The following is a 25,148-nucleotide window of genomic DNA, read 5'->3' as shown; positions in this document are numbered from 1 at the left end:
GGTTGGAGGAGTCTATCGGAGAATAAAGGCGCCGACGGCCAGGATCAGCACGAACAGGATAGTCCCCGAGAAGAAGCCGCCCACAAAGAAGCCGAACGCCATGGCCAGAAGCACGGCGGCGCAAAATAGCGACCCATATTTGGCCAGCATCACAAAGCCGGCATAGGTGCGGTCGTGCTCGGCATAGTCCATCTTCGCGCCCAGTTCGACAGGACCGGTCGGCGTGTGTTCAGCCATAGGAATACCCCTTCGAAGACATCTTTCAGGCACATAGCGAAAAGCCGCGTTAAGGGCAATGGCGCTATTGCCGCATCGCCGCAGCCAACTGTCTCAAGCGAAACTGGAAATCGCTGCGTCAATGATGTGGCGCAACATGCGCAGCGGTTATGACTGACCCGAGCCTGAAAACGAGGCGGAGCGGAGCGCGGCGATACCAATCACAATGGACGGCAGGTCCGCTATTGCCAATGTCGTTAGCCGGCGAGATGCGGGAACAGACCGAGCAGGCCGACAACGATCAGATAAAGGGCGACGATATAATTGAGCAGCCGCGGCATCACCAGGATCAGCACGCCTGCAATCAGCGAGATAAGCGGGGTAAGGGCGAGCGTGGAAATGGTCATATCGGTTCCTTTGATCGGATCGCTATCGAAGCGATGCTTGGCGGACGCCGGCGATGCCGACCTACCACCAGCACCCTTGCCCAGAACGCCGAAGCGACCGGAAGGCTCCATGGGCTCGTTCAGGCGGCTTCGCGAAAATACTTGGCGGTGGGCAGGATGGTCAGCGGGGCGAGTTCGCCGGCACCGGGCGTATCGAACAACATGCGCTGCTCCATTGGCGTCGAACGGAAGAACGGAAAGCGAGCGTAGGTTTCATTCTTGATCGCCAGGACATCGGCTTGATAAAGCAGCGCGAAACAGTTGATCACGCCGGCATAGGGCCGCGCATCGCCGATCGGTCGCGCCCGATAGATGCGCTTGTAGAAAGCCGCATGGTCCTCGCGGATCATGGATATGCAATAAGGCGCGCCGAAATGGAAGCAAGCCATGCCCGCAAGGCGCAGCGTCACATACGGGATCTGCGGGTAAAGCCGTGACCATTCGGCGTCCACGGCAAAACGGCTCGGGTCGATAAAGACTTCGCCGGCCGCCAGACGCGGCATCAACAAGTCCTTGTAGACGCTGAGCGCTGGTGATGTGGCGTTATCAGCAGACACGTTATGCAGGCGCATTGTGCTGACCAGCCGCCCCTCGATGTAGATTCCGAACGTATGGCAATTGGGCAGTTCGTCAAACTCGTCATGGACCTGACGGGACGCATTCTCGGGCACGAGATCGTTCATCCGATAGGAATTGTAGCGCAGCCTGTAAATGCTTTCGAAGTCCTCGCCGCTTTCACAGCGTCGGTACTCCGTCCGGTCAAGCAGCGCATAAACATGTTGCGCGAAGCTGGACATGGTCTCGGACGCATCTTTCCCACCAGCGCCCGCCGCATGGCCGAGCGAACTCAACTGGGCACACATGAACTCTATTCCCCGCGATTACCGCCACCAGCCGACACTACGGACGGGTCATGAGATGTAAAGATGAAAATAAGTAGGAGCTCGTTTACCGGTCATTAAGGTTAACAATTAATAAAATTATACTAAAATACGCGGTCTTTCAGCGCGAAGTCAGCGCCGCGGCGCCTTCCTTGCCGTCTGGATGTCCTTGGCGAAGGGCCAGACGGTGCTCGACATCGTCTCGATGCCGGACGCGCTGAGTGCCGACCCGAACAGAAAGCCCTGGACCAGGTCCGGCTTGACCTGCAATGCCAGGATCTTGAGCTGTTCGAAGGTCTCGACACCTTCGACGGTAACCGAAAGTCCCAGCGGCCGTGACAGGTTGACGATGCCCTTGAGCAATTCGAGCGACCGGCTGTTCTGAGTGACATCCATCAGGAACGAGCGGTCGATCTTGATTTTGTCGAGCGGCAGTTTGTGGAGATAGCTGAGGCTCGAATACCCGGTACCGAAATCGTCGAGCGCAATGCGCACGCCGAGCCGCTTCAACTCCTCGATATATTGGCGTGTCAGCGACTTGTCGTCGAGCAGCGCCGTCTCGGTGACCTCGATCTCCAGACGTCCGGCGGAGAGACCGGATTCAGCCAGCGCGTCGCGAACCTTCTGGATGACATCACGGTTGCGGAAATCCTTGGCCGAGAGATTGACCGACACGCTGGTCTGGGCCGGCCATTTGGCGCATTCCGTGCAGGCCGCATGCAGGACGAAGGTGCTGATGTCGGAAATAATCCCCATTTCCTCCGCCAGCGGAATAAAGATACCGGGGGAAATCGGCCCGAGATCGGGATGATCCCAGCGGCACAGCGCTTCGCAACTGGCGATACGCATCGTGCTCATCGCCACGATCGGCTGATAGACCACCCGCAATTCTTTGTTTTCCACGGCGCTGCGCAGGTCCGCCTTCATCAGCTGACGGCTGCGGAAGGCAGCATCCATGGAGGCCTCGAACAGCCGCCAACCGTTCTTGCCAAGCTCCTTGGCCTTGTAGAGTGCAAGGTCGGCTTTGACGATCATGGCGTCAACGTCGGTATCCTTGACCCGCGACAGCACCGCGCCGCCGCTGGCCTGGATGCGTAATCCGTGGCCGGCGACATCGACCTCGCCCTGTAGATTGACAAAGATCTCATCAACCTGGCCGGTCAGGTGGCTTTCATCCTCGATGCGCTCGAAGAAGATCATGAACTCGTCGCCGCCAAAGCGGCTAACGGTGATGCCTGGCCCAGCGACTGCCGCCAGCCGCTCGGCAACGGCGTAGATCAATCCGTCGCCGACCGGATGGCCGAGCGTGTCGTTGACGCTCTTGAAATCATCGAGATCGAGCACCACCAGCCCGCAGAGACGCTCGGGATCCCCTGAGGCCATGGCTTCCACCACCAACTCGTGGAAGTAGGCGCGGTTGGGCAGGCCGGTGAGACTGTCGTAGCGCGCCATGAAGCGGATCTTGTCTTCCGCCTCGACCCGGGCGGTCACATCCTCGAAAGTGACGACGCCCAGTTCCTGGCTGCCTTCGCGCGCCGAAAATTCATAGTGCTGGCCGTTGGTGAGCGAGACCAGGACCTTGCGGTCGCGGCCCTCGCGCAACGCACGCGTCAGCTGGGCTTCGATGTAACGGCAATCTTTCGGCGCCAGCATGCCGCCTGCAGCGCCGCGCATCAGCAGACCGTGGATCGAGCGGCCTAGCAGCGCATCGGCCGATTTGAGCGACATCAGGTGCGCGGCTTCGGCATTGGCCACCGCCACCCGGCCGTCGGGACCAAGCATGACAAGGCCATGCGACATGGTGTTGAGCGCGCGGTTGAAACGCTGCGCGATGCGGTTCGCCTTCTTTTCCTCCGACAGGGCGGTAAACAGGACTTCGCGGACGATGTCGGCGAACCGCTTGATCGCAAACAGAAAAGGGGCCGACATCAGACCGAGGATGATGTGGTAGATATCGCCGCGCAGGATAAAGCCAAGCGATATGGGCCATGTGGTGGTTATGATAAAAATCATAACCATGCGCGGCGACCCATAATTGCGGCCGGCAATCGACGTGACCGATGCCAGAGTGACGCAGACAGAGGCTATTTCGGCATAGTTGTCGTGGCTGTCATTTGCCAGATAGATACTGACGAAACAGAACGCGCCAAGCATGAAACCATGCATCGAACCGAAAATTATGTAATCGTTTTCGCGATCATGGGCTTCTTCCCACGTCGTCGGGGAAGGAAGTCGCCCGTATTTTCGGATGTTGCGAAGGCGCAGAGTACCGACAATGATGAGCCCAGCGGCAACTAGAAGATACGCCAAGTCCATGGTCTTCCAATAGACCAGAATGACGAGGAGCGTCTGCGCAACAAGGCCGATCGACAGCGTGAACCCGTCGCGAAACAGCGTTTCCACGAACGGAATGTAAACGTCGACCGGAATCTCGTTTTTTCGTCTCAGATTCACGCCTGGATCCCAACCCTGGGGAACCCAGCAGTGTCACATTGGCCTTAAGAAAGGTTTAGAGCAGCGGTTCTGGCTCTATTGGCATTCATTGGTGACGCAGCGGAAGCAGGGAAACTACAGTTCAGGTAAACAAGGCGTATCACAGCGCTGAATTATTCGGCGGCTTGAAGTTGCGGCCGCAGCGGCGCCGTCGAGAGGCGGTCGAGCAGACGCTGGCGTTCGCCGGCGGCTTTTTCGGCACTGGCCTGCTTGACGTGGCCAAAGCCGCGGATGAGCGCCGGCACCGAAACAAGCGCGGCAGCAACCTCGATCTTGCCCGGCGCCAGCGCGCCGGCGACAAGCTCCAGGTCGGCTTCATAGAGGGCAAGAAGCTGCCGCTCCATACGCCTCTCGGCGCTGTAGCCGAACAGGTCGAAAGCGGTGCCGCGCAGGCCCTTCATCGCCGCCAGCAGGCGGAACCCGTTCATCGTCCACGGGCCAAAGCTCGATTTCTTCGGCTTGCCGTCACTGCCGCGCCTGCCCATGATCGGCGGTGCGAGATGGAATTCAAGCTTGCCGTAGCTCTGGAACTGCTTTGCGATCTCTGCGGCAAAGGAGCCGTCCGTATAAAGCCGCGCCACCTCGTATTCGTCCTTGATCGCCATCAGCTTGAACAGGTTCTTTGCGGCAGCCTCGGTCACCACGGTCGACCCGGGCACAGCATTGGTTTCGGCCTTGCGCAGCGCCGCCAGTCTGTCGGCATAGCGCTTGCCATAGGCGGCGTTCTGATAGGCGGTCAGGAAGGCGACGCGGCGAGCAATGATATCGTCCAGCGTCTCGGCAATGGCGGCATGCTGCGTGGCCTTGCCCGGCTGGGCAAGAAGGCTGCGCACGAAATCCGGCTGGTGGGCGGCGCGGCGGCCCCAGCGAAATGCCGCGATATTCATCGCTATCGCCTCGCCGTTGAGCTCGATCGCCTTCTCGACCGCCTCCGCCGACAGCGGCAAGCCGCCGTGCTGGAAGGCGAAGCCGAGCATGAACATGTTGGCGCCAAGCGAGCTGCCGAACAGCGCGGAGGCGGTGCGGGTAGCGTCGAAGAAATGCGTCCTGTCGTCGCCCGCGGCCGTTCTTATCGCTTTCTTCAGCCGCTCGACGGGCAGCGAGAAATCGGCCGAACGGGCGAACTCGCCCGGCATGATCTCGGCAGTGTTGGCGAGGAAGATGGTATGGCCTTCGCGCACCGCGGCCAACACCTTCTTGGCACCCGAAACGACGAGATCGCAGCCGAGCACGAGATCGGCCTTGCCGGCCGATACCCGAATGGCGTGGATGTCGTCCGGCGTGCGGGCGATGCGGACATGGGTGAACACCGAGCCGCCCTTCTGGGCGAGGCCGGCCATGTCGATCATGCCGCAGCCCTTGCCTTCCAAGTGCGCGGCCATGCCGAGCACCGCGCCTATTGTGACGACGCCGGTGCCGCCGACACCGTCGATGATCGCCGCCCAGCCTTGTTCACCGAGCGTAAATTGCGCCGGCGCCGGCACCCCCGCGAGCGGGTCGGCCGCGCCGGCTATGCCTTCGGCTTTCCTGATTTTGGCGCCGTGGACGGTGACGAAGGAGGGGCAGAAACCGTTGACGCACGAGAAGTCCTTGTTGCAACTCGACTGGTCGATCTTGCGCTTGCGGCCGAATTCGGTCTCGACCGGCTGGATCGAGACGCAATTCGACTGCACGCCGCAATCGCCGCAGCCTTCGCAGACCAGCTCGTTGATGAAGATACGCTTGTCGGGATCGGGGAAGGTGCCGCGCTTGCGGCGGCGACGCTTCTCGGCGGCGCAGGTCTGGTCGTAGAGCAGCACCGAGACGCCTTTGACCGAACGCAACTCGCGCTGGACGAGATCGAGGTCGTCGCGGTGATGGATGGTGGCGCCGGCGGGAAATTCCACCTTGCCGGTATATTTGTCCGGCTCGTCGGTGACGATGGCGATGCGCTCCACGCCCTCGGCGCGCACCTGCCTTGCGATCATGTCCACCGTCAGGCCGCCCTCGTGTGGTTGCCCGCCGGTCATCGCGACGGCGTCATTGTAGAGGATCTTGTAGGTGATGTTGGCGTCGGTCGACAGCGCGAAGCGGATCGCCAGCACACCCGAGTGGTTGTAAGTGCCATCGCCCAGATTCTGGAAGATGTGCTCGCGCTTCGAGAACGGCGCCTGGCCGACCCACTGCGCGCCCTCGCCGCCCATGGCGGTGAAGCCGACGGTGTTGCGGTCCATCCACAGCGCCATGAAATGACAGCCGATTCCGGCGGCGGCGAGCGAGCCGTCCGGCACCTTGGTCGAGGAATTGTGTGGGCAGCCGGAGCAGAAGAAGGGCGTGCGCGAGGCGATGTCTGACGTGTCGGCCAGCATCGCCTGGAACTGGCGCAACTTCGCCACCCGCGCGGCGATTTCTTCCGACGGGCCGATCGTTCGCAAAATCCTCTCGCCGAGCGCGATGGCAATATCGTTGGGGTCGAGCGCGCCCTTGGCCGGGAACAGCCAGTCGCCGCGCTCGTCCTTCTTGCCGACGATGATCGGCTGCGTCGCGGTGCCGTAAAGGTTCTCGCGCAGTTGCACCTCGATCAGCGAGCGTTTCTCCTCGACGACGACGATGGTATCGAGGCCGCGAGCAAAGTCGGCGATGTGCTGCAGGTCGAGCGGCCACGGGCAGCCGACCTTGAACAGCCTGATACCGATGCGACTGGCGGCCGCTTCGTCGATGCCGATATCCTCCAGCGCCTGGCGAACATCGAGATAACTCTTGCCGATGGTGACGATGCCAAGCTTGGCGCTGCTGCCGCCCGAATAGACGATCCGGTTCAGCCCATTGGCGTGGATGAAGGCCGAAGCGGCGGCGCGCTTGTGTTCATGCAGCCGCTCCTCCTGGCCGAGCATGTCGATCTCGTTACGGATATTGAGGCCGCCGGGCGGCATGTCGAAGTCCGGCACGATGATGTTCAGCCGTTCGAGCGCGGCATCGACCGAGGCCGTCGATTCGATGTTGTCCTTGACGCATTTGATCGCCGCCCAGGTGCCGGCAAAACGCGACATGGCAAAGCCGTAGAGGCCGTAGTCGATGATCTCCTGGACGCCGGCCGGATTAAGGATCGGCACCATGGTGTCGACGAACAGGAACTCGGTGGCATGCGCGTTGGTCGAGGATTCGGCCATGTGGTCGTCACCCATCAGGGCCAGCACGCCGCCATGTTTCGACGACCCGGCGAGATTGGCGTGGCGGAACACGTCGCCGGAGCGGTCGACGCCCGGACCCTTGCCGTACCAGACCGAAAAAACGCCGTCATGGGTACCCTCGCCCAGCAATTCGGCCTGCTGCGAGCCCCAGCAGGCGGTGGCGGCGAGCTCCTCGTTGAGACCGGGCTGGAAGACGATGTCCGACTGCGCGAGCTGGTTCCTGGCCTTCCACAGCTGCATGTCGAGGCCGCCGAGCGGCGAGCCGCGATAGCCGGAGACGAAACCGGCGGTGTTCAGGCCAGCCCGGCGGTCGCGCTCGCGCTGCATCAGAAGCATGCGGATGACTGCCTGGGCACCCGACAGGAAGATGCGCTCCTTTGCCAGGTCGAACTTGTCGTCGAGCGCGACATTGTGCAGCGTCATCAGGCATTTCCTGTGCGGAGGCCGCGCCTGGTGGTGCGCGGCCAACGTCGGAGTCGAGTGCCCACAGTCTTTCTTCCCTTGCCGGGGAGGTCAAACAAAATCGAAGGTGCCAGGCGGTCCGCAACAAACGATCCGTGCGCGGCCGTGTGGCGCCACGAAACGCCTGTCGGGGAGGATGGCCGAGCATGAAAAATTCCGGCGGCGGTCAGTGCCGCTGGTGATGCATCATGCAGCCTTTGGGCAACTGGGCTTCGGTTCACCGGGCAGCTTGCCGTCGACATGGCCGGCCAAGTCCTTGTTGAGCTCGTAGACTGGCCCGACCACCAGAGGCCGGTCGGGCAGGACCGACTGGTCGAGCGAGGACGTCAGAGTGGTCGCGAAACTCTGCAGCAACTTGCCGCTGGAATCCTCGATGCGGATCGACACCGCATAGGGCTTGTCCTTGACAACGCAGGTAAGCGGCGGGCTGGTGAGCGTCACATGCGGCAGCTTCGGCCATATTTTCTGGGTGACGATGATCGGATCACCACCGGCCGGGTTCTGGAAGGAGACCACAGCGACCTGCCCCTCACCCACCGGCCGCAGCGGATTGAGGGTGATGACATAGGTGGCGATACCCAGCCGGTAGTTGAACTCGAACAGCTTCCCGGAAATGGCGAACAGCTGGTCCTTGCCGGAATCACGGCAGGCGCCGAGCGCGGCCGCCGCGAACAACGCCGCGACGACAATCATCGCGCGTGAGAATCTTCTAGACATTGGTGACCTCCCTGGCCGCGGTCCGGCGGCGATAGTGTCGGTTTGCCTTCTGGCGGTTGCCGCACACCGCCATGTCGCACCAGAGGCGGCTGGAATTGCGGCTTTTGTCGACAAACAGCCAGCTGCAGTTCGGACATATCCGCAGCCTGGCGATGGTGTCGCTACGCAGCAGCGACAGCGCCGAGACCGCGAGCGCCGCCTCGAAGGCGATCGGCGTTGCCGGATCACCGAACGGTTTTCCAGGCGTGCCGATTTCGGTGTGGCCATGGGCGAGGCCGTCGGCGCAGGCTTCCAGGAATTCAGGCATATCGGCGGTGTCGATCGCACCTTTCGATACCGCGCCGCGAAACAGCCGATCGGTCGTCTCGCGAATCGACAGCACCACCGGTGCGATCTTTTCAGGCGCCGGCGCTACGAGCCGCCTGCCGCCGAGCTCGGCGGCGCGAAAGGCACTCGCCGCTTCGGCAAAGCGGGCGATCTCGGCCGGATCGTCGAAACGGTCGAAAGTTTTCTCCGGATCGTTCCGCAAAACGACGGTGTTCGCCGTATCGAGCGCCAGCATGCCACCGGTAAAGCGGTGCGGAGTCCAGGATACTGTCATATGGCGAATCTAACTGATAACTCGCGTTTGACAAGTTAGATTCCGGGTGCAACGCTCGTCACTGAGGCGATCGCCGTACTGAGAATATCGTTCGTCCCAAACCTCTGCCCCGATTGCGGGGCATGCATAGAGGGTCTTGCATGCTCTATTTCTTCCAGCAGGTTCTGAACGGGCTGCATTCGGGCGCGCTCTACGCATTGCTTGCCTTCGGCTACGTGCTGACCAACGGCATCCTGCACCGTACCAATCTTGCCTATGGCGCGCTGTTCGCCTTTTGCGGGCATACGATGATCCTCACCGCGGCGTTCGGCTATCAGGCGCTGTGGCTGACGCTGTTTGCATCGGTCGCGCTCGGCGTAGCTGCGGCATTCCTTTATGCGGCGCTGCTCAGCCATGTCCTGTCGCGAAGTATCTTCGAACCGCTGGCCGACCGCTCGCCCAACGCCATCGTGGTGACGACGCTCGGCATATTGCTGGTCTTGTCGGAAGCCAGCCGCATCGCCGCCGATACCCATGACCTATGGTTGCCGCCAATGCTGGCCCAGACCATCGTCTTCGCGCAGAATGCCAGCTTCAAGGCGACGTTGACGCTGATCCAATTGCTCGATTGCGCCGCCGTACTGGCGGCCATAGCGCTGGCTGCTTGGGGCTTCGCATATTCGAGCTTCGGCCGGAGCTGGCGCGCCGTATCCGACGATCCCAAGGCGGCTGCGATGTGCGGCGTCGATGTCCGTGCGGTGTTTCGGCGTGCGGTGCTTTTCGGCGGCCTTTGCGCGGCACTGGCTGGCGTGCTCGCCGCCTTCTACTACGGTAACATCAGCTTCGGCACAGGGTTGGTCTACGGGTTGAAAATCCTGTTCGTGACCGCAGTGGGCGGCTATCTTTCGCCTTTGCGGGCGGCACTGGGCGCCGCCGCTTTCGGCATGGCCGAATCGCTATGGGCCGGCTATTTTCCGCTCGAATGGCGGGACGGCTGGATGTACCTGTTCCTCGTCGCCATGCTTGTGCTGATCGGCGCCGGCCGCGACCAACAGAAGATCGCCTGAGCCGCACCCGACTTTGCTTGGGTGAAAGCGCCGCATGTCCTTGGACATGCAAAGGATGCGGCAGCATTTTGCCGCCCGTCATCTCACAACTGTGTTTATGCGGGCTGTCCCGTGTTGACCCGCCGGACCACGCACTGCATACCGTTGGTCCACAGCGACGCGACGGACAGGGAACCGCCGCGCTCTGACACAAGGGAGGAATGCATGGCAGGGCTTCTCGCTCTTTCCAGAACCATTGACCGTTTGAACGAATTCATCGGCAAATGGGTTTCGTGGCTGATCCTGCTGGCGATCCTGGTAAGCGCCGCCAACGCCGTCATCCGCAAGGTGTTCGACATGTCCTCGAACGCCTGGCTGGAATTGCAATGGTATCTGTTCGGCGCCGCCTTCATGCTGGCCGCCGCCTACACGCTGAAGCAGAACGACCATATCCGCATCGATATCGTCTACGGCATGTTCTCGCGCCGCGTGCAGCACTGGATCGACCTTTTCGGTCACGTCTTCTTCCTGATGCCGTTCGTGACGTTGATGGTGGTCTATTTCGTTCCCTATGTGTCGCTGTCGTATCGCAGCGGGGAGATGTCGAACAATTCCGGCGGGCTGATCATCTGGCCGGCGAAGGCGATCCTGCTGGTCGGCTTTTTTCTGCTCGCGCTGCAGGGCATTTCAGAAATCATCAAGAAAATCGCCATCATGCGCGGTCAGATGGACGATCCCACTCCGTTCATATCGGTGCATGAGCAGGCCGAGCTAGAAGCCAAGGCGCTCGTCGAAGAGGTGCGCTCGTGATCGAGTTCATCGCCCAGAACATGGCGCCGATCATGTTCGCCTCGCTGGTCGTCTTCCTGCTGATCGGCTATCCCGTCGCCTTCTCGCTCGCCGCCAACGGCCTGATGTTCTTCTTCATCGGCGTGCTTCTGTCGCCCTATTCGGGCGGCTCGATCAATCTCGCCTGGCCGTTGCTGCACGCGTTGCCGGATAATTTCTATGGCAGCCGGGTGATGTCGAACGATACGCTGCTGGCGATCCCGTTCTTCACCTTCATGGGCATCGTGCTCGAACGATCCGGCATGGCCGAAGACCTGCTCGACACGATCGGCCAGTTGTTCGGACCTGTCCGTGGTGGCCTCGCCTATGCCGTGATTTTCGTCGGCGCGCTGCTCGCCGCGACGACCGGCGTGGTGGCGGCCTCCGTCATTGCCATGGGTCTGATTTCGCTGCCGATCATGCTGCGCTACGGCTACGACCGGCGGCTGGCATCCGGCGTCATTGCCGCGTCCGGGACGCTCGCCCAGATCATCCCGCCGTCACTGGTGCTGATCGTCCTGGCCGACCAGCTCGGCCGCTCGGTCGGCGATATGTATAAGGGAGCGCTGATCCCCGGGCTCATTTTGACCGGCATCTACATGCTCTACATTCTGCTCATGTCGATCTTCCGGCCGAAGTCGATGCCGGCCCTGCCGCTGGAGGCCCGCACGCTCGGCCACGGCGTGCTGTCGCTGCTGGCGGCGCTGCTGGCGGCGGTGGTGGTTTCCTATGCGGCGTATCGCTACCTTGCGCCGAACCATGGCGGCAACGCCGATATCCTCGGCGCCACCATCGGCGTCATCTTCATCTATGTCGTGGCGATCGTCGACCAGCGCCTGAAGATCAGCCTGATGTCCAGACTGGCACAGCAGGTGATCATCGTGCTGATCCCGCCGCTGGCGCTGATCTTCCTGGTGCTGGGCACCATCTTCCTTGGCATCGCCACGCCGACGGAAGGCGGCGCCATGGGCGCCGTCGGCGCGCTGGCAATGGCGGCGATGAAGGGGCGGCTGTCGCTCGACGTGGTCAAGCAGGCGCTGGCCTCGACGACCAGGCTGTCGTCCTTCGTTCTGTTCATCCTGATCGGCGCGCGGGTGTTCTCGCTGACCTTCTACGGCGTCAATGGCCACATCTGGGTCGAGCACCTGTTGACGTCGCTGCCGGGCGGTGAAGTCGGTTTCCTGATTGGCGTCAACATCCTCGTCTTCGTGCTCGCCTTCTTCCTCGACTTTTTCGAGCTTGCCTTCATCATCGTGCCGCTTTTGGCGCCAGCGGCTGACAAACTCGGCATCGACCTGATCTGGTTTGGCGTGCTTTTGGGCGTCAACATGCAGACCTCCTTCATGCATCCGCCCTTCGGTTTCGCGCTGTTTTATCTGCGCTCGGTCGCCGCGCGCGTGCCCTATCTCGACCGACTCACCGGCAAGCAGATCGCGCCCGTCACCACAGGGCAGATCTATTGGGGCGCAGTGCCCTTCGTCTGCATCCAGGTGATCATGATCGGCCTGACCATCGCCTTCCCGCAGATGGTGATGCACTACAAAGGCACTGTCGTCGATCCTGGCACCATCAACTACCAGGTGCCGGAAACGCCTGGCATCGGCTTGTCGCCGCTTGGCACGCCGCCGGCCAACGGCGGCACTGCCCCAGCCTCACCTTCCACACCGGATTTGTCGCAGCCGCCGAGCTTCGACGAAAAGCCGCCCGCGAAACCGGCGGCGCCGGCGATCGATCTGTCGCAACCACCGAGTTTCAACTGAGGAAGGCCCGGCAGCCATGAAGGCGGTTCGGTTGGAGCGAGTGGGCAGCCTCGCCGTGTGCGAGGCCGAGAAACCGACCGCCGGGCCGAACGATCTGCTGGTGCGCATCGAGGCGTGCGGCGTCTGCGGCACCGACAGGCATCTTTTCCATGGTGAATTCCCGTGCACGCCGCCGGTGACGCTCGGGCATGAATTCTCCGGCATCGTCGAGGCGGTCGGACCTGGCGTATCCGGCTTTTCCGTCGGCGACCGCGTCACCGGCGATCCCAACATTGCCTGTGGCCGATGCGAGCATTGTCAGGCCGGCCGGGTCAATCTCTGCGGCAATCTACGCGCCATCGGCATCCATTGCGATGGCGGCTTTGCCGAATATCTTGTCCTGCCACAGAAACAGGCCTTCGTCTTGCCAGGCGATCTGAAGCCTACGCATGGTGCTTTCTGCGAGCCGCTCGGCTGCTGCCTGCATGGCGTGGACCTTGCCGCGATCAAACCAGGCTCGTCGGTCGCGGTGCTCGGCGGCGGCGTGATCGGCCTGCTCACCGTTCAGCTGGCAAAGCTCGCCGGTGCGACGACCATTATCTTGTCGACCCGTCAGGCCTCGCGGCGGGCTCTTGCCGAGCAATTTGGCGCAACGGCGACGCTCGATCCCAGCGCCTTCGATGTCATCGATGCGATCGTCGGCCGGTCGGGTTTGATGCCGGGCGGCGTCGACGTGGTGTTCGAATGCGCCGGCGTGAAAGACACTGTTGAGCAGGCGATGCGGCTGGCCAAAGCGGGCGGCACCGTCGTCGTCGTCGGCGTGATGCCGCAAGGCATGAAAGTGGCGTTCGAACCGTTCGATCTCCTATTCCGTGAGTTGAAGGTCCTGGGTTCCTTCCTCAACCCCTTTACCCATCGCCGGGCCGCCGATCTTATCGCCTCGGGGGCGATCGAAGTAGATCGGCTGATATCACGACAAGTCAGCCTCGACGAGGCGGTGGCGATCATTGCCAACCCGCCGGCGCCAGGTGAGGTCAAAGTCCTGGTAGTGCCTCAGAGCTGATCCATCGGGCCAGTTGCCACCGCCAGGCTTCGCGGTTCTGCGTCGCATCGATGGCTTCATCCTCAATCTGATAAAGCCGGGCTGATGAAGCCGGGGAAAGGCGACCCCGCCACCTATGCCGACGCCGGCCTACAACCGGGTGAGGTCCAGCAACTGATGCGTGGCCGCATCAAGTCGACAGTGTTCGATTGCCATGCTCCGGGCGGGAATACCGGTGGAAGTCAGTGCGTCCGAGGCTGACAGGAAGGAACACGGGGCGTGCTCAGGGTTCTTTGACAAGAACCACGTCTTCCTGGAGCGGAATGCATTCAAATAAAACCGGGCATCCGCTTTGTTTTAGCCCATTCTGCGACGCCGAGTGGAGCCACTCGGCGTCGCAGAATGTTCTAGAGCTTGCTGTTGCGCTGCTGGACCATCATGAAGGTGTCATAGTTGTACTCGGCCACCTGCGCCCAGAGATAATGCTCCTTGCGGAACGCCTTGATCGAATCCCAGATCTTCTTGAACGGCGCGTTCGAGGCTTCCATCTCGGCATAGACTTCGTTGGCCTTTTCGAAACAGGCGGCCATGATCTCCTGGCTGAATGGGCTCAACTTGGCACCGCCGGCAACCAGCCGCTTCACCGCCGCCGGGTTGAGGTAGTCGTATTTCTGCAGCATGTTGGCATCGGCCGCCTGGGCGGCAGTGTGCACCAGCGACTTGTAAGCCGGCGAAAGTTCGTCGTATTTCGCCTTGTTGAACATCAGATGGACGGTCGGTCCACCTTCCCACCAGCCGGGATAGTAGTAATAGGGCGCAACCTTATAGAAGCCGAGCTTCTCGTCGTCGTAAGGGCCGACCCATTCGGCGGCGTCGATCGTGCCTTTTTCCAACGCCGGATAAATGTCGCCACCGGCGATCTGCTGCGGAACCACCCCGAGCCTTTGCACCACTTTGCCGGCAAAACCACCGATACGCATCTTGAGGCCGGAAAGGTCGGCGACCGTTTTGATCTCCTTGCGGAACCAGCCACCCATCTGCACGCCGGTATTGCCGCCCGGCAGCCCGAACAGACCCTGCGTCGCCAGGAACTCGTTGAACAGATCGATGCCGCCGCCATGATAGTGCCAGGCGTTGATGCCGCGCGCGTTGAGCGAAAACGGAACCGCCGCTCCCAGCGCCCACGTCGGGTCCTTGCCCCAGTAATAGTATGCCACGGTATGGCAGGCCTCGACCGTGCCGGCTGTGGTGGCATCGGCGGCCTGCAGGCCGGGAACGAGTTCGCCGGAGGCGAAGACCTGGACCTGGAAGTTGCCGTCGGTCGCCTCCGACAGCATCTTGGAAAACACTTCGGCGCCGCCATAGATCGTATCGAGCGACTTCGGGAAGGACGACGCCAGTCGCCAGGTCACTTTCGGATTGGACTGGGCGATGGCCGGCGCGGCAAGTGTCGCGGCAGCGGCCGCAGCGCCGAAACCGGTGGTGCCGGCCTTGCGGATGAACGAACGACGATCCATGAAGTTCCTCCCTTTTGGATCCACTGACCGACATTCGGGACACTTCGGCGCCCGGATCGGCTTCGAGCCGACAATACACAGGCAAGGAGTCGAGTCCAGCACGGTAGCCCGGTTTGAGCGCCGCATTTCGGGGAAATTCACGGCGTTGGGCCAGATCTTGCAACTATAGTCTAAGGTCGATTAACTGGCCTACGCGACACGCCGAAACTTGCCATGGAAATGCGCCTTCGGATCGCCTATTTTGCAGGCAGATAATTCGTTGCACCCGATGGGATCCGGACCAAATGCACCAGCCGCTCGTCGCCGTATCGACCGATGTCCGCCAGTTCGACAATTACACCTGGCATGCCGCGCCACAGCAATATCTCGAAGCGGCGCTTTCGGGTGCAGGCGTGTTCCCGCTGCTGGTACCATCCTTCGCCGACCGGCTCGACTTCGACGAACTGCTTTCCGCCGTCGACGGCGTCATGGTCACCGGCTCCAAATCGAACGTTCATCCCTCGCTCTATGGCGGTGACGCCAGCGAAGCCAATGGTCCCTACGACCCCGCCCGCGACGCCACCACGCTGCCGCTGATCCGCCGGGCGGTGGAGCGCGGGGTGCCATTGCTCGCCATCTGCCGCGGCATCCAGGAGATGAATGTGGCGCTGGGTGGCACGCTGGCCACCGAAATCCAGGAACGCGCCGGTTCGCTCGATCATCGTGCGCCGGCAAGCGACAATCAGGACGAACGCTTCGCCATCCGCCAGAGCGTGGCGATAAAACCCGGCAGCTGCCTGGCCGGGGTCTTCGGCGCCGGCGACATCATGGTCAATTCGGTGCATCGCCAGGCCATCGACCGGCTTGGCCCAAAGCTGCAGGTCGAAGCGGTCGCCGCCGACGGCACTGTCGAGGCGGTTTCGGTGCGCGATGCACGGGCTTTCGCCGTCGGCGTCCAGTGGCATCCCGAATACTGGGTCAAATCGGACAGTATCTCGGTAAAGATATTTCGCGCATTCGGCGATGCGGTGCGCCTGCATCAGGCGGCGAAATCGGGTGCGCGCGCAGCCGCGGAATAGTCCTGCCGCGCTCGCTAGTTGCCGGCCGACGCCAGCGTCAGCAGCGGCAGCGCCGGCGCGTAGGATTCGTAACCATCGCCGTCGGCGACTGAGAACATGACGATCGGATCGGTGCCGTTGGCGCTGAAGGTGACCGTGCCGTCATCCTGCTCTCGCCAGAACTTCGCCTGCTCGACGCCGGGCAACACCCGGCGGCAATTTGCTGCGACCGTCAACAGCGACAGACCTTGCGAAATCTCGGCGCCGCGGCTGACCGCACAAGACCCCTCGTCGCCATGGGCTACCAGCCTGTAGTTGCCGGATGAAGGCGGTGACTCACTGGCTGCACGGCTTTCACCGCTACCGGCGTAAAACAGCTGGGCGCTGCCGAACAGCACAGCGACTGCCATCAATGCAGGAAGCGTCTTCATCCTGGTTCTCCGCGCATTTCAAGCGCGCCGGTTCGAAGAGATCAGGGAGGCGCGCTTCATCTTGCTGTCATGTCCTGTCAGGCGGACATACACCGCGAAGGGACCAGAATGATTCCGAAGGGTTAAGCTGAAGTTAATAGATATGGCAGCCCGCTTACGGCCTTGCCTTGACATTTGCCGTCTCCGGCACCGGCGTCAGCGCCTTTCGCTGCGAAAACCACGAGACCAGATTGTCGACGCACAGGTCCGCCATGGCGCGGCGGGTGTGCTGCGAGGCTGAGCCGACATGCGGCAAAAGCGAGGTGTTGGGCGCGGCAAGCAACGCCGCTGGCACATTCGGCTCGTCGGCAAAGACGTCTAGCCCGGCAGCGGCGATGCTGCCGCTGGCAAGTGCGGCGGCAAGGGCTGGTTCGTCGACCGTGCTGCCCCGGCCGATGTTGACAAAGACGCCGTTCGGCCCAAGAGCCGAGAGAATTTCGGCATTGACGGCCTTTTCCGTCGAAGCCCCGCCGGGCGCCACCGAGATCAGTGTGTCGACCGCCTCGGCGAGACCTTTCAGCGTCGGGTGATAGTCATAGGACAGGCCTTCGACGCGGCGCCGGTTGTGATAGGCAATGGGCAGCCCAAAAGCGTCGAGCCGGCGGGCAATGGCGAGGCCGATGCGGCCCATGCCAAAGATACCGACATGGCGCCCGCGCAAGGTCAGCCGGCTCAGCGGATAGTTGCCGTTGCGCAGCCAGCTTCCGTGGCGTAGCCAGGCCTCGGCGCGCGGCAGTTCGCGGATGGTATTGATCAACAGGCCGAGCGCCGTATCGGCGACCTCTTCGGTCAGCACATCCGGTGTGTTGGTGACCATGATGCCGCGCTGTGCGGCGTGGCGGACATCGACCGAATCATAGCCGACGCCGAAATTGGCGATAATCTCGAGCTTTGGCAGCGCGTCCATTAACGCGGCGCTTATGCCGCCAAAGGCGGCTATGCCGCGCACCGTAAGGCGCATCTCGTCGGTGACCAGCGACGGATCGGCGCGTTCGATCCGGACGCGGCTGAACACCCCGTCGATGCGGCCGACCGCATGATCGTTGAACTGGCCCGGCACCAGAATGGCGACAGCTTGCTGTTTGGTTTTTGTCATGCACGTTCCACCGGTTTGCCGGTCGACTGGCGCACATGCAGTTCCGGCTTGATCAGTTCCTGCGACGGCCGCACCGTCTGTCCGTTGAGTTTGTCGAGCAGCGCGCTGGCGGCGCGGCGGCCAACCTCGCGCTGGCCGTTCCAGACGGTGGTTAGCGCAGGCGTCGCGATCGCCGCCTCCTCGAGGTCGTCATAGCCGGTAACGGAGATGTCGATGCCCGGCACCAGACCAGCGCGCGCGATGCCGTTCATCAGGCCGATGGCGACGAGGTCATTCCAGCAGCAGGCCGCGGTCGGCCTGTCCTTCAGCGCCAGGAACTGCCCGGCAGCCTCGAAGCCGGCCTGCTTGGTGCGCGGGCCGGCGATGCGCCAGGACGGCCTGACCTCAAGCCCTGCCGCCTCCATGGCGTTGACATATCCCTGATAGCGGTCGCGGCCGGTCGAGGTCTGGTCGGTACCGCCGATCATTGCGATGCGCTTGTGGCCAAGCGAGATCAGATGATTGGTAGCAAGCCCGGTGCCATAGGCATCGTCGCCGCGAAACACCGGCACGTCGGCACCTTCGACGGTGCGTGCAATCAGCACTGCCGGGAGACCGTTCTCCTCGGCCATGATTATGTCTTCGGGCGGCGTGCCGATGGCCGGCGACATGATGACGCCGTCGGCGCCGAGTTGCAGAAGCGTGTCGATGAAGGTGCGTTGTTTCTCGAGCTGGTCGTAGTGGTTCGACAGGATGAAGGTTTGCCGGCTGCGGTCGAGTTCGCTCTCGATCGAACGCAATATCTCGGCAAAGAACGGGTTCATGATGTCATGGACGACGACGCCGACAATACCCGAGCGCGAGGTGCGCAGGCTGGCGGCGCGGCGGTTGTAGATATAGCCGATGGCGCGGGCATGTTCCTTGATGCGATCGCGGGTGCCGCCGGCGACCAGCGGGCTGTCGCGCAAGGCCAGCGAGACCGTGGCCGTGGACACGCCGAGCGCATCCGCGATGGTGGAAAGCTTGATCTTCTGTGCCAGCGGCCTGCGCTCCCGAAGCAATTTAAACTGTTTAAAGGCCGGCTCTTATGCCATCGATCCCGCGCAAATCAAAGTTTTTTTGCCAGCGCTTCCGCCTCCGCGTCCAGCGTCGCGCGGTTGCGCAAGCGAAGCCGGTGCTCGCGGTGAACGATGTAGAGGCCGCTGGCGACGATGACTGTGGCACCGACCAGCGTCCAGCGATCGGGAAACTGGTTGAAGACGATCAGGCCGGAGATGATCATCCAGATCATCTGCGAATAGGGATAGGGAGCCAGGGCCGTGGTGGTGGCAAGGCGATAGGCCTGCACAAGAAGCCAATGACCGATGGCGCCGAAGACGCCAAGCATCAGCAATATGAACCAGTGCCAGCCATCCTGCGGCAGCGAAGGCGAAAACGGCAGTGTCGGCAGCAGCAGCACGGCCGGCGCCAGCGCCGAAAACAGGATGAGGCTTTCCGAGGTTTCCGTAGCCGACATGCGGCGCGTCATGATGACGTAGAAACTGTTCGATAGCATCGAGCCGAGCGCAAAGAGATGGCCGACGCCAAAAACCCCGATGCCCGGCCGGGTGATGATGAGGACGCCGACAAAGCCGCTCATGATCGCCAGCCAACGCCGCCAGCCGGCCCATTCCCCTAGCAACGGACCGGCAAGCGCGGTGATCACCATCGGGCCGAAGAAGTAGATCGAGGTGGTTTCCGCCAGCTGCAGCGTCCGCAGCGCGAGAATGTTGCATATCGTCGATCCGAACAGGAGCAGACCGCGCGTGAGATGCGCCGGCAGGTTGGCGGGACGAAAGCGCAGCGGCTCACGCCATCCGTGCAGAAAGACGCCGACGATCAGCACATGGACCGCGAAGCGGGTCCAGGCGACGATCAGCGCCGAGACGCCGGCCAGCACAAGGTACTTGCTGCTGGTGTCGAGGAAGGTGAAAAACACATAGACGGAAAGCATGCACAGGATCGCCGCCGGCGATGTCGCGCTTTCGTCTTGTCTTGGGGGAGCATTCAATTTCAGGCCGGACGGGAAGCAAGGCGGTCCCTCACCAATGCGGCAATTGTCGCCTGCGGGCAAGCCAAAACAGTCTGGCACAACGACAGCCGCCGACAGGCTCAGTTTGTTTCCCAGTGGCCGACCTAGTGGCCGACGACTCAGGCGTGCATGCGGGCGCCCTTGGTGATCTTGTCGACGAGCTTCTTTTCGGCGCGAAGCGCGATGCCGACCACCTTGGCATCCTCCGGCGCAAATTCGGCAAAGACGGCGCGGTTGGCCAGATCATACCCGGTCGAAAACATATCCTCGACATAGAGCGAAACCGTCACACCACGCTCCAGCGCCCGCCGCTGGATCGCGCCGAGCGTCTGGCCGTCCGCCGAAAGCACGATGACCGGCTGGATCGACAGCGGGTTGTAGATATTGCCGGCGCGATCACGGTAGGGGTGGCCGATAATGTCGGGAAATTGCGCGACGATGCCGCTGGTCAGAAAGGCGGTGACATTGAGCTTTTGCCAGACGGGAAGATCATCCTTGAGCACGATTGCAAATTTCGTATCGAACATGCGACAGTTTCCAATCCGAAAAGGGGGCCAATCCGAGGCTGCGAGTGAAGCGATGGCGCACGATCTAGACCGGGAAGCCTTTCAGGGTCTTGGACGTTTGTGCGTGGATGCAGCCGAGAACTGCATCGTACCGGCACCCGGTGCTGCCGGGATGGAACGCATCGAGGCCCGGTTCCACGGCAATGCCTTCGATCTCCATCGCCACGACACCTATGCGATCGGGGTGACGCTTTATGGCGTGCAGCGCTTCCGCTATCGCGGCCAAACGCATCAGAGCCTGCCTGGCCAGATCATTATCCTTCATCCCGACGAACTGCACGATGGCGGTGCCGGCACCGAAGACGGCTTGCGATACAGAATGCTCTATTTGGAGCCGTCCCTGATGCTCGATTGTCTCGGCGGCGGATCACTACCATTCGTCGGGAATGCCGTGGTGACAGACCGCGATCTCCGGGCGACGCTGCTTTCGGCGCTCGGGCCGTTGAATCAGGAACTGGACGAGCTGTTTGTCGTCGATTTCATGACGCAGCTTATGCAAAGCTTGGCCCGGCACGCCGGTCAGCCGACGAAACCGGTAGCGAAAACTGCGTGGCGCGCCGCCAGCCTGGCGCGCGACTATCTGGAGGAAAATGTCGCGCGGATCGTACGTTCGGATGAATTGGAGGCGATAACCGGATTGGACCGTTATGCCCTGTCGCGGCATTTCCGCGCCACCTTCTCCACCAGCCCGCACCGGTTCCTGTTGATGCGCCGGCTTCAACGAGCCCGTCGGATGATCGAAGCCGACGAGCCACTGGCGCAAATCGCCATCGCAGCCGGCTTCAGTGACCAAAGCCATTTCAATCGGCATTTCAAAAAGGCGTTCGGCGTCACACCGGGACGCTGGTCGGCACTGACGCGACGGCCGTCAGCGGCGAACGCGTGACCTTATTCAAGCATCTTGTCCTCGATATCCAGTTCGTCATCTGGGAGCACCATTTCGCCGTTCGACAGGTTCGCCTCGACGCGGGCAAGCAGCTTGAACAGCGCTTTCTGATCCTTCTTGTCGAGACCCTTCAATGCCTGCTTTTCGGTCTTCTTCACCGACTTCTCGATGGCGTGGATGATTTCGCGGCCGGTGTCGGTGAGGAAAATATGCGCCTGGCGGGCATCGGCGGACGAGGCCCGCTTCTCCAGAAAGCCCTGCGCCTGCAGCCGGTTGATGGTCTTGGTGATGGTCGGCGGACGCACGCCGAGGCGGCCGGCAAGGTTGCCGGGCGTCTGCCCGTCCTCGCGGTCGAGCGCCAGCATGATCTGGTCCTGGCCGGCATAGAAACCATGCGCCAGAAGCCGGGCGGCGAGCGCCGTGCGCGCCAGCCGCGCCGCCGAATGCAGCCGGCTCATTGTTGCAGTCTTGTCCGCCTTGGCCATGCTCATCCCTCCTCGGCCGAACCGGAGCGGACAGCATAGAAGCAGGCCGCCGATTGGCAATGACGATCGAAAACATTCCGGCTCGGAAAATAGCTTTGCCGGCAAGCTTCGCGGTGTTCGCCGTGGCTAATGCCAGATGTTTATTTCAGTTAGATGACAAACGACTTTCCGCAATGGCTGGATGGGGACGTGACGAGGTGTTCTCAACCGGCTTTCACCGCGACCACCATCAACGCCTGATAGGCGTCCGCCATTTCCCGCAGCGCTGCCTGCGACAGCGGCCCGGCCTGCCGCGCAATGCCGTCCCGCGCGTTCGATGTATCGCGTTTGCCGGGGCGATCTTTATAAGGCGCGACGGTGGCGAATATCTGCTCGCTGAGGCTGTCGGGGAAGAACATCTGGCCGGTCATCACCGAGCGGTCGTCGGGGAAGATCTTGAAATGGATGTGGGTGGTGCGGCCGCGATACCAGCCGGGATAGATGGTGGCGAAAGAAGCGATGCCGCTTTCATCGGTTCTCTGCCAGCCGCGGAGAAAGCTCTGGCCGGACGTGTCGATATCCTGCCCGTCGCCCTGTCCGGGATAGCCGGAATAGCTGCCTTGGGCGTCGCAATGCCAGATATCGACGCGTGCGCCGGGAAGCGGCTGGCAGGCGGCGTCGACGATTTGCAGCCGCACATTGAGGCCGATGCCCTTCTTGCCCTCGGTGATATCGGCGCGTTCGAGCTTCGGGTCGAAATAGAACGGCCCTTCGGTGACCTCGGGCGTGATGGCGCAGACGCCGGCACCGGCTTCGAACAAAGCAAGCCCGGCATAGGGCGAAACCTGCCCGGCCCTTGCACCGGCGGGCAGGAATATGCCGCCAGCGGTAACCGCAACGAGACCGAGCGCCTGCCGACGGCTTAGTGGCAACGACTTGTCGGACATCTGGCGCCTCTTCAACGCGAACAGCTCCGCAAATGACCCCGCCTATCTAGGGCCCGCTGTCAGGCGGCGCCAATGAAAGTTCGGTAATGTGAGGAAAGTTCGGCAATACCAGCCCCTCTTTGGCCCACCGGTTTGCCTCGTGCAAAAGCCGAGCACACATCCTATATGGAGCCGACAATCCCTATTCGAGGCACAATATGAGCGACGCACAGACGCAGATCCCCGTAACCGTCCTCACCGGCTATCTCGGCGCCGGCAAGACGACACTGCTCAACCGCATCCTTTCGGAAAACCATGGCAAGCGCTACGCCGTCATCGTCAATGAATTCGGCGAGATCGGCATCGACAACGAGCTGATCGTGGAATCCGACGAGGAAATCTACGAGATGAACAATGGCTGCGTCTGCTGCACCGTGCGCGGCGACCTGATCCGCGTCGTCGAAGGCCTGATGCGCAGGCCTGGCCGCTTCGACGCCATCCTCGTCGAGACCACAGGCCTCGCCGATCCCGTGCCGGTGGCGCAGACCTTCTTCATGGACGACGACGTGCGTTCCAAGACCAGGCTCGATGCGGTGGTGGCGCTGGTCGACGCCAAGCACCTGCCGCTGCGTCTGAAGGATTCCCGCGAGGCCGAGGACCAGATCGCCTTTGCCGATGTCGTCGTACTCAACAAGACCGATCTCGTCACCCCCGAAGAGCTGAGCAAGGTGGAGGCGACGATCCGCGCCATCAACCCGGCGGCACGAATCCATCGCACCACACGCGCCAGCGTGGCGCTGTCCGAGGTGCTCGATCGCGGTGCGTTCGACCTGTCCCGGGCGCTGGAGAACGATCCGCACTTCCTCGAGGCGCATGACGATCACGACCATCATGATCATGATCATGACCACCATCACCATGATCACGACGGCCATGATCACCACGATCATGACGGGCATCATCATGCGCACCCTTCCGACATCCATGACGTGACTGTGCAGTCGGTGTCGCTGCGCGGCAGCGAGATGGACCCGAAAAAGTTCTTCCCGTGGATCGAGAAGGTCACCCAGATGGAAGGCCCGAACATCCTGCGGCTGAAAGGGATCATTGCGCTGAAAGGCGATGACGAGCGCTATGTCATCCAGGGTGTGCACATGATCATCGAGGGCGACCACCAGCGCGCCTGGAAGGACGACGAGAAGCACGAGAGCCGGCTGGTGTTCATCGGCCGCGAACTCGACGCCGAGCGACTGAAGACAAGCTTCGAGGCCTGCCAGGCGGCTTGATTTCCGGACTTTATAGCGCTAGCGCTGCCCTTCTCTCCTTCTCCCTTGTGGGAGAAGGTGGCCGAGCGAAAGCTCGGTCGGATGAGGGGTGTTCCAGCTTGGCAAGGACGGCACTCCGTCCAGCACCCCTCTTCCGTCTTGGCGCTGCGCGCCAATCCACCTTCTCCCACAAGGGGAGAAGGCGGAGCCTCGCCGACAGCTCGGCAGGGTTAGATGACAAGCAGAAATCTCGAACGGAATGATCTCTCATGCCGACAGTCGCCCCGCTCGATCTCGAAGGCCACTGCCTCGCCGCCGTGTTTCTCGGCGACGTGCCGCATTTTGCGCTGGCCGACGGCACAATCCATCGGCTCGACCACGGCCACAAGGCGGTGCAGGCCAATGACGGAATGCTCGCCGCCTTCCATGATGCGGCAAACGACCGACTGATCACCGGTGGTGAGGACGGCAGGATCTTTGCCGTGACCCCAGGCGGCAATACAACGGAATTGGCGACCGCAGGCAAAAAATGGATAACCAGCGTCGCCGCCGGGCCGCAAGGCGCTGTTGCCTATGCTTCGGGCAAGATTGCCTATGTGCGCTTTGCCGACGGCAAGACCAGGGAATTCTCGCATCCGCGCTCGGTCGAGGGGCTTGCCTTCTCGCCCAAGGGCATGCGCTTCGGCGTTGCCCGCTACAATGGCGCGACGCTGCACTTCCCGGCTGCCGACGGCAAGCCGGTCGAGCTCGAATGGGCCGGCGCCCACACCGGCATCGCTTTCTCGCCGGACGGAGGCTTCGTCGTCACCACAATGCAGGAAAACGCGCTGCATGGCTGGAAGCTCGCCGACGGCAAGCACATGCGCATGTCCGGCTACCCCGGCAAGGTGAAAAGCCTGTCGTGGAGCGCCAAGGGCAAATGGCTGGCGAGTTCCGGCGCGCCGGCGGCGATCGTCTGGCCGTTTTCCGGCAAAGACGGGCCGATGGGCAAGGCGCCGCTGGAACTCGGCGCGCGCGGCAGCTCCATGGTGACCACGGTCGCCTGCCACCCGAGCCAGGACGTCGTTGCTATCGGCTATGATGACGGGATGGTGATGGCGGTGCGCTTCGCCGACGCCAAGGAAGTGCTGTTGCGCCGGCCGGGCAAGGGCGCCGTCACTTCGATGATGTGGGACAAGGAAGAGCGCCGCGTCGCCTTTGGCAGCGCTGCGGGCGACTGCGGCGTCATCGATATTTCGGCGTAGCCTGTTA

The 25,148-nt window shown here is 62.2% G+C and carries 23 protein-coding genes; 8 read left to right on the top strand and 15 right to left on the bottom strand.

Going from position 1 to position 25,148, the window contains the following annotated elements:
* Nucleotides 1-12 precede the first annotated feature (12 nt).
* The 7 genes from NKI16_RS09270 to NKI16_RS09240 form a co-directional block, all read right to left on the bottom strand.
* On the bottom strand, nucleotides 13-237 hold the full coding sequence (locus NKI16_RS09270; protein ID WP_352522521.1) for an aa3-type cytochrome c oxidase subunit IV: 225 nt from the start codon (nucleotides 235-237) through the stop codon (nucleotides 13-15).
* A 236-nt stretch (nucleotides 238-473) separates the two neighbouring features.
* Nucleotides 474-623, bottom strand: a complete 150-nt coding sequence (locus tag NKI16_RS09265; RefSeq protein WP_013528205.1) for a DUF3096 domain-containing protein — start codon at nucleotides 621-623, stop codon at nucleotides 474-476.
* 119 nt (nucleotides 624-742) lie between these two features.
* Entirely contained in the window at nucleotides 743-1,525 is a 783-nt protein-coding gene (locus NKI16_RS09260; protein ID WP_023676258.1) for an N-acyl amino acid synthase FeeM domain-containing protein, read from the bottom strand.
* A 150-nt stretch (nucleotides 1,526-1,675) separates the two neighbouring features.
* Nucleotides 1,676-3,997, bottom strand: coding sequence for a putative bifunctional diguanylate cyclase/phosphodiesterase (locus tag NKI16_RS09255; protein ID WP_352620723.1), 2,322 nt, complete (start codon nucleotides 3,995-3,997; stop codon nucleotides 1,676-1,678).
* Between the two features lie 152 nt (nucleotides 3,998-4,149).
* The gene (locus NKI16_RS09250; RefSeq protein ID WP_352922569.1) at nucleotides 4,150-7,629 is read right to left on the bottom strand and encodes an indolepyruvate ferredoxin oxidoreductase family protein; all 3,480 of its coding nucleotides are present in this window, start codon (nucleotides 7,627-7,629) and stop codon (nucleotides 4,150-4,152) included.
* A 225-nt stretch (nucleotides 7,630-7,854) separates the two neighbouring features.
* A complete protein-coding gene (locus NKI16_RS09245; RefSeq protein ID WP_352452209.1) occupies nucleotides 7,855-8,385 on the bottom strand; it encodes a hypothetical protein in 531 nt (176 codons plus the stop codon).
* Nucleotides 8,378-8,986: a CGNR zinc finger domain-containing protein gene (locus NKI16_RS09240; RefSeq protein WP_023676254.1), complete on the bottom strand. Its 609-nt coding sequence runs from the start codon at nucleotides 8,984-8,986 to the stop codon at nucleotides 8,378-8,380. The genes NKI16_RS09245 and NKI16_RS09240 overlap by 8 nt, the downstream gene beginning before the upstream one ends.
* A gap of 140 nt (nucleotides 8,987-9,126) precedes the next feature.
* Between NKI16_RS09240 and NKI16_RS09235 the strand changes: the two genes are divergently transcribed.
* The 4 genes from NKI16_RS09235 to NKI16_RS09220 all read left to right on the top strand — a co-directional run bounded on the left by NKI16_RS09235 (nucleotide 9,127) and on the right by NKI16_RS09220 (nucleotide 13,641).
* The gene (locus NKI16_RS09235; protein WP_023676253.1) at nucleotides 9,127-10,032 is read left to right on the top strand and encodes a branched-chain amino acid ABC transporter permease; all 906 of its coding nucleotides are present in this window, start codon (nucleotides 9,127-9,129) and stop codon (nucleotides 10,030-10,032) included.
* A 204-nt stretch (nucleotides 10,033-10,236) separates the two neighbouring features.
* Nucleotides 10,237-10,821, top strand: coding sequence for a TRAP transporter small permease subunit (locus NKI16_RS09230; RefSeq protein ID WP_023676252.1), 585 nt, complete (start codon nucleotides 10,237-10,239; stop codon nucleotides 10,819-10,821).
* The gene (locus NKI16_RS09225) at nucleotides 10,821-12,599 is read left to right on the top strand and encodes a TRAP transporter large permease (protein ID WP_352620745.1); all 1,779 of its coding nucleotides are present in this window, start codon (nucleotides 10,821-10,823) and stop codon (nucleotides 12,597-12,599) included. The genes NKI16_RS09230 and NKI16_RS09225 overlap by 1 nt, the downstream gene beginning before the upstream one ends.
* Nucleotides 12,600-12,615: 16 nt before the next feature.
* Nucleotides 12,616-13,641, top strand: coding sequence for a zinc-dependent alcohol dehydrogenase family protein (locus NKI16_RS09220; RefSeq protein WP_352620720.1), 1,026 nt, complete (start codon nucleotides 12,616-12,618; stop codon nucleotides 13,639-13,641).
* Nucleotides 13,642-14,027: 386 nt separating this feature from the next.
* On the opposite strand, the gene NKI16_RS09215 is transcribed toward NKI16_RS09220, so the two are convergent.
* Entirely contained in the window at nucleotides 14,028-15,137 is a 1,110-nt protein-coding gene (locus tag NKI16_RS09215) for a TRAP transporter substrate-binding protein (RefSeq protein ID WP_352469878.1), read from the bottom strand.
* A 284-nt stretch (nucleotides 15,138-15,421) separates the two neighbouring features.
* Here NKI16_RS09215 and NKI16_RS09210 point away from each other — a divergent pair, with 284 nt between their 5' ends.
* Nucleotides 15,422-16,195 carry a gamma-glutamyl-gamma-aminobutyrate hydrolase family protein gene (locus NKI16_RS09210; protein WP_352620718.1) on the top strand — a complete coding sequence of 258 codons (774 nt, stop codon included), beginning with the start codon at nucleotides 15,422-15,424 and terminating at the stop codon, nucleotides 16,193-16,195.
* Between the two features lie 14 nt (nucleotides 16,196-16,209).
* On the opposite strand, the gene NKI16_RS09205 is transcribed toward NKI16_RS09210, so the two are convergent.
* From NKI16_RS09205 to NKI16_RS09185, 5 genes are all read right to left on the bottom strand, one after another.
* Nucleotides 16,210-16,605 (bottom strand): hypothetical protein, encoded by a 396-nt coding sequence (locus NKI16_RS09205; protein WP_352454732.1) that lies wholly within the window; start codon nucleotides 16,603-16,605, stop codon nucleotides 16,210-16,212.
* Nucleotides 16,606-16,759: 154 nt separating this feature from the next.
* Nucleotides 16,760-17,740 (bottom strand): 2-hydroxyacid dehydrogenase, encoded by a 981-nt coding sequence (locus NKI16_RS09200; protein ID WP_352620716.1) that lies wholly within the window; start codon nucleotides 17,738-17,740, stop codon nucleotides 16,760-16,762.
* The gene (locus NKI16_RS09195) at nucleotides 17,737-18,759 is read right to left on the bottom strand and encodes a LacI family DNA-binding transcriptional regulator (protein ID WP_023676245.1); all 1,023 of its coding nucleotides are present in this window, start codon (nucleotides 18,757-18,759) and stop codon (nucleotides 17,737-17,739) included. Before NKI16_RS09195 ends, NKI16_RS09200 begins: the two co-directional genes overlap by 4 nt.
* Nucleotides 18,760-18,827: 68 nt before the next feature.
* Nucleotides 18,828-19,712, bottom strand: coding sequence for a DMT family transporter (locus NKI16_RS09190; protein WP_352620714.1), 885 nt, complete (start codon nucleotides 19,710-19,712; stop codon nucleotides 18,828-18,830).
* A 197-nt stretch (nucleotides 19,713-19,909) separates the two neighbouring features.
* Complete coding sequence (locus NKI16_RS09185) at nucleotides 19,910-20,317, bottom strand: DUF2000 family protein (protein WP_352620712.1); 408 nt, start codon at nucleotides 20,315-20,317, stop codon at nucleotides 19,910-19,912.
* 52 nt (nucleotides 20,318-20,369) lie between these two features.
* On the opposite strand from NKI16_RS09185, the gene NKI16_RS09180 reads away from it, so the two are divergent.
* Nucleotides 20,370-21,242, top strand: a complete 873-nt coding sequence (locus tag NKI16_RS09180; protein WP_023676242.1) for an AraC family transcriptional regulator — start codon at nucleotides 20,370-20,372, stop codon at nucleotides 21,240-21,242.
* A gap of 2 nt (nucleotides 21,243-21,244) precedes the next feature.
* On the opposite strand, the gene NKI16_RS09175 is transcribed toward NKI16_RS09180, so the two are convergent.
* Nucleotides 21,245-21,727, bottom strand: coding sequence for a MarR family winged helix-turn-helix transcriptional regulator (locus NKI16_RS09175; RefSeq protein ID WP_254816029.1), 483 nt, complete (start codon nucleotides 21,725-21,727; stop codon nucleotides 21,245-21,247).
* A gap of 203 nt (nucleotides 21,728-21,930) precedes the next feature.
* Entirely contained in the window at nucleotides 21,931-22,653 is a 723-nt protein-coding gene (locus tag NKI16_RS09170; RefSeq protein WP_352620710.1) for an intradiol ring-cleavage dioxygenase, read from the bottom strand.
* A gap of 197 nt (nucleotides 22,654-22,850) precedes the next feature.
* Here NKI16_RS09170 and NKI16_RS09165 point away from each other — a divergent pair, with 197 nt between their 5' ends.
* Both NKI16_RS09165 and NKI16_RS09160 read left to right on the top strand, forming a co-directional pair.
* Nucleotides 22,851-23,918, top strand: coding sequence for a CobW family GTP-binding protein (locus NKI16_RS09165; RefSeq protein WP_352620708.1), 1,068 nt, complete (start codon nucleotides 22,851-22,853; stop codon nucleotides 23,916-23,918).
* A 248-nt stretch (nucleotides 23,919-24,166) separates the two neighbouring features.
* Entirely contained in the window at nucleotides 24,167-25,141 is a 975-nt protein-coding gene (locus NKI16_RS09160) for a WD40 repeat domain-containing protein (RefSeq protein ID WP_352620706.1), read from the top strand.
* The last annotated feature ends 7 nt before the right edge of the window (nucleotides 25,142-25,148 follow it).

Source organism: Mesorhizobium sp. M0698 (assembly GCF_040320455.1).
GTDB lineage: Bacteria > Pseudomonadota > Alphaproteobacteria > Rhizobiales > Rhizobiaceae > Mesorhizobium.
The sequence above is the reverse complement of the archived record's forward strand: the minus strand, read 5'-3'. Positions and strand labels throughout refer to the sequence as shown.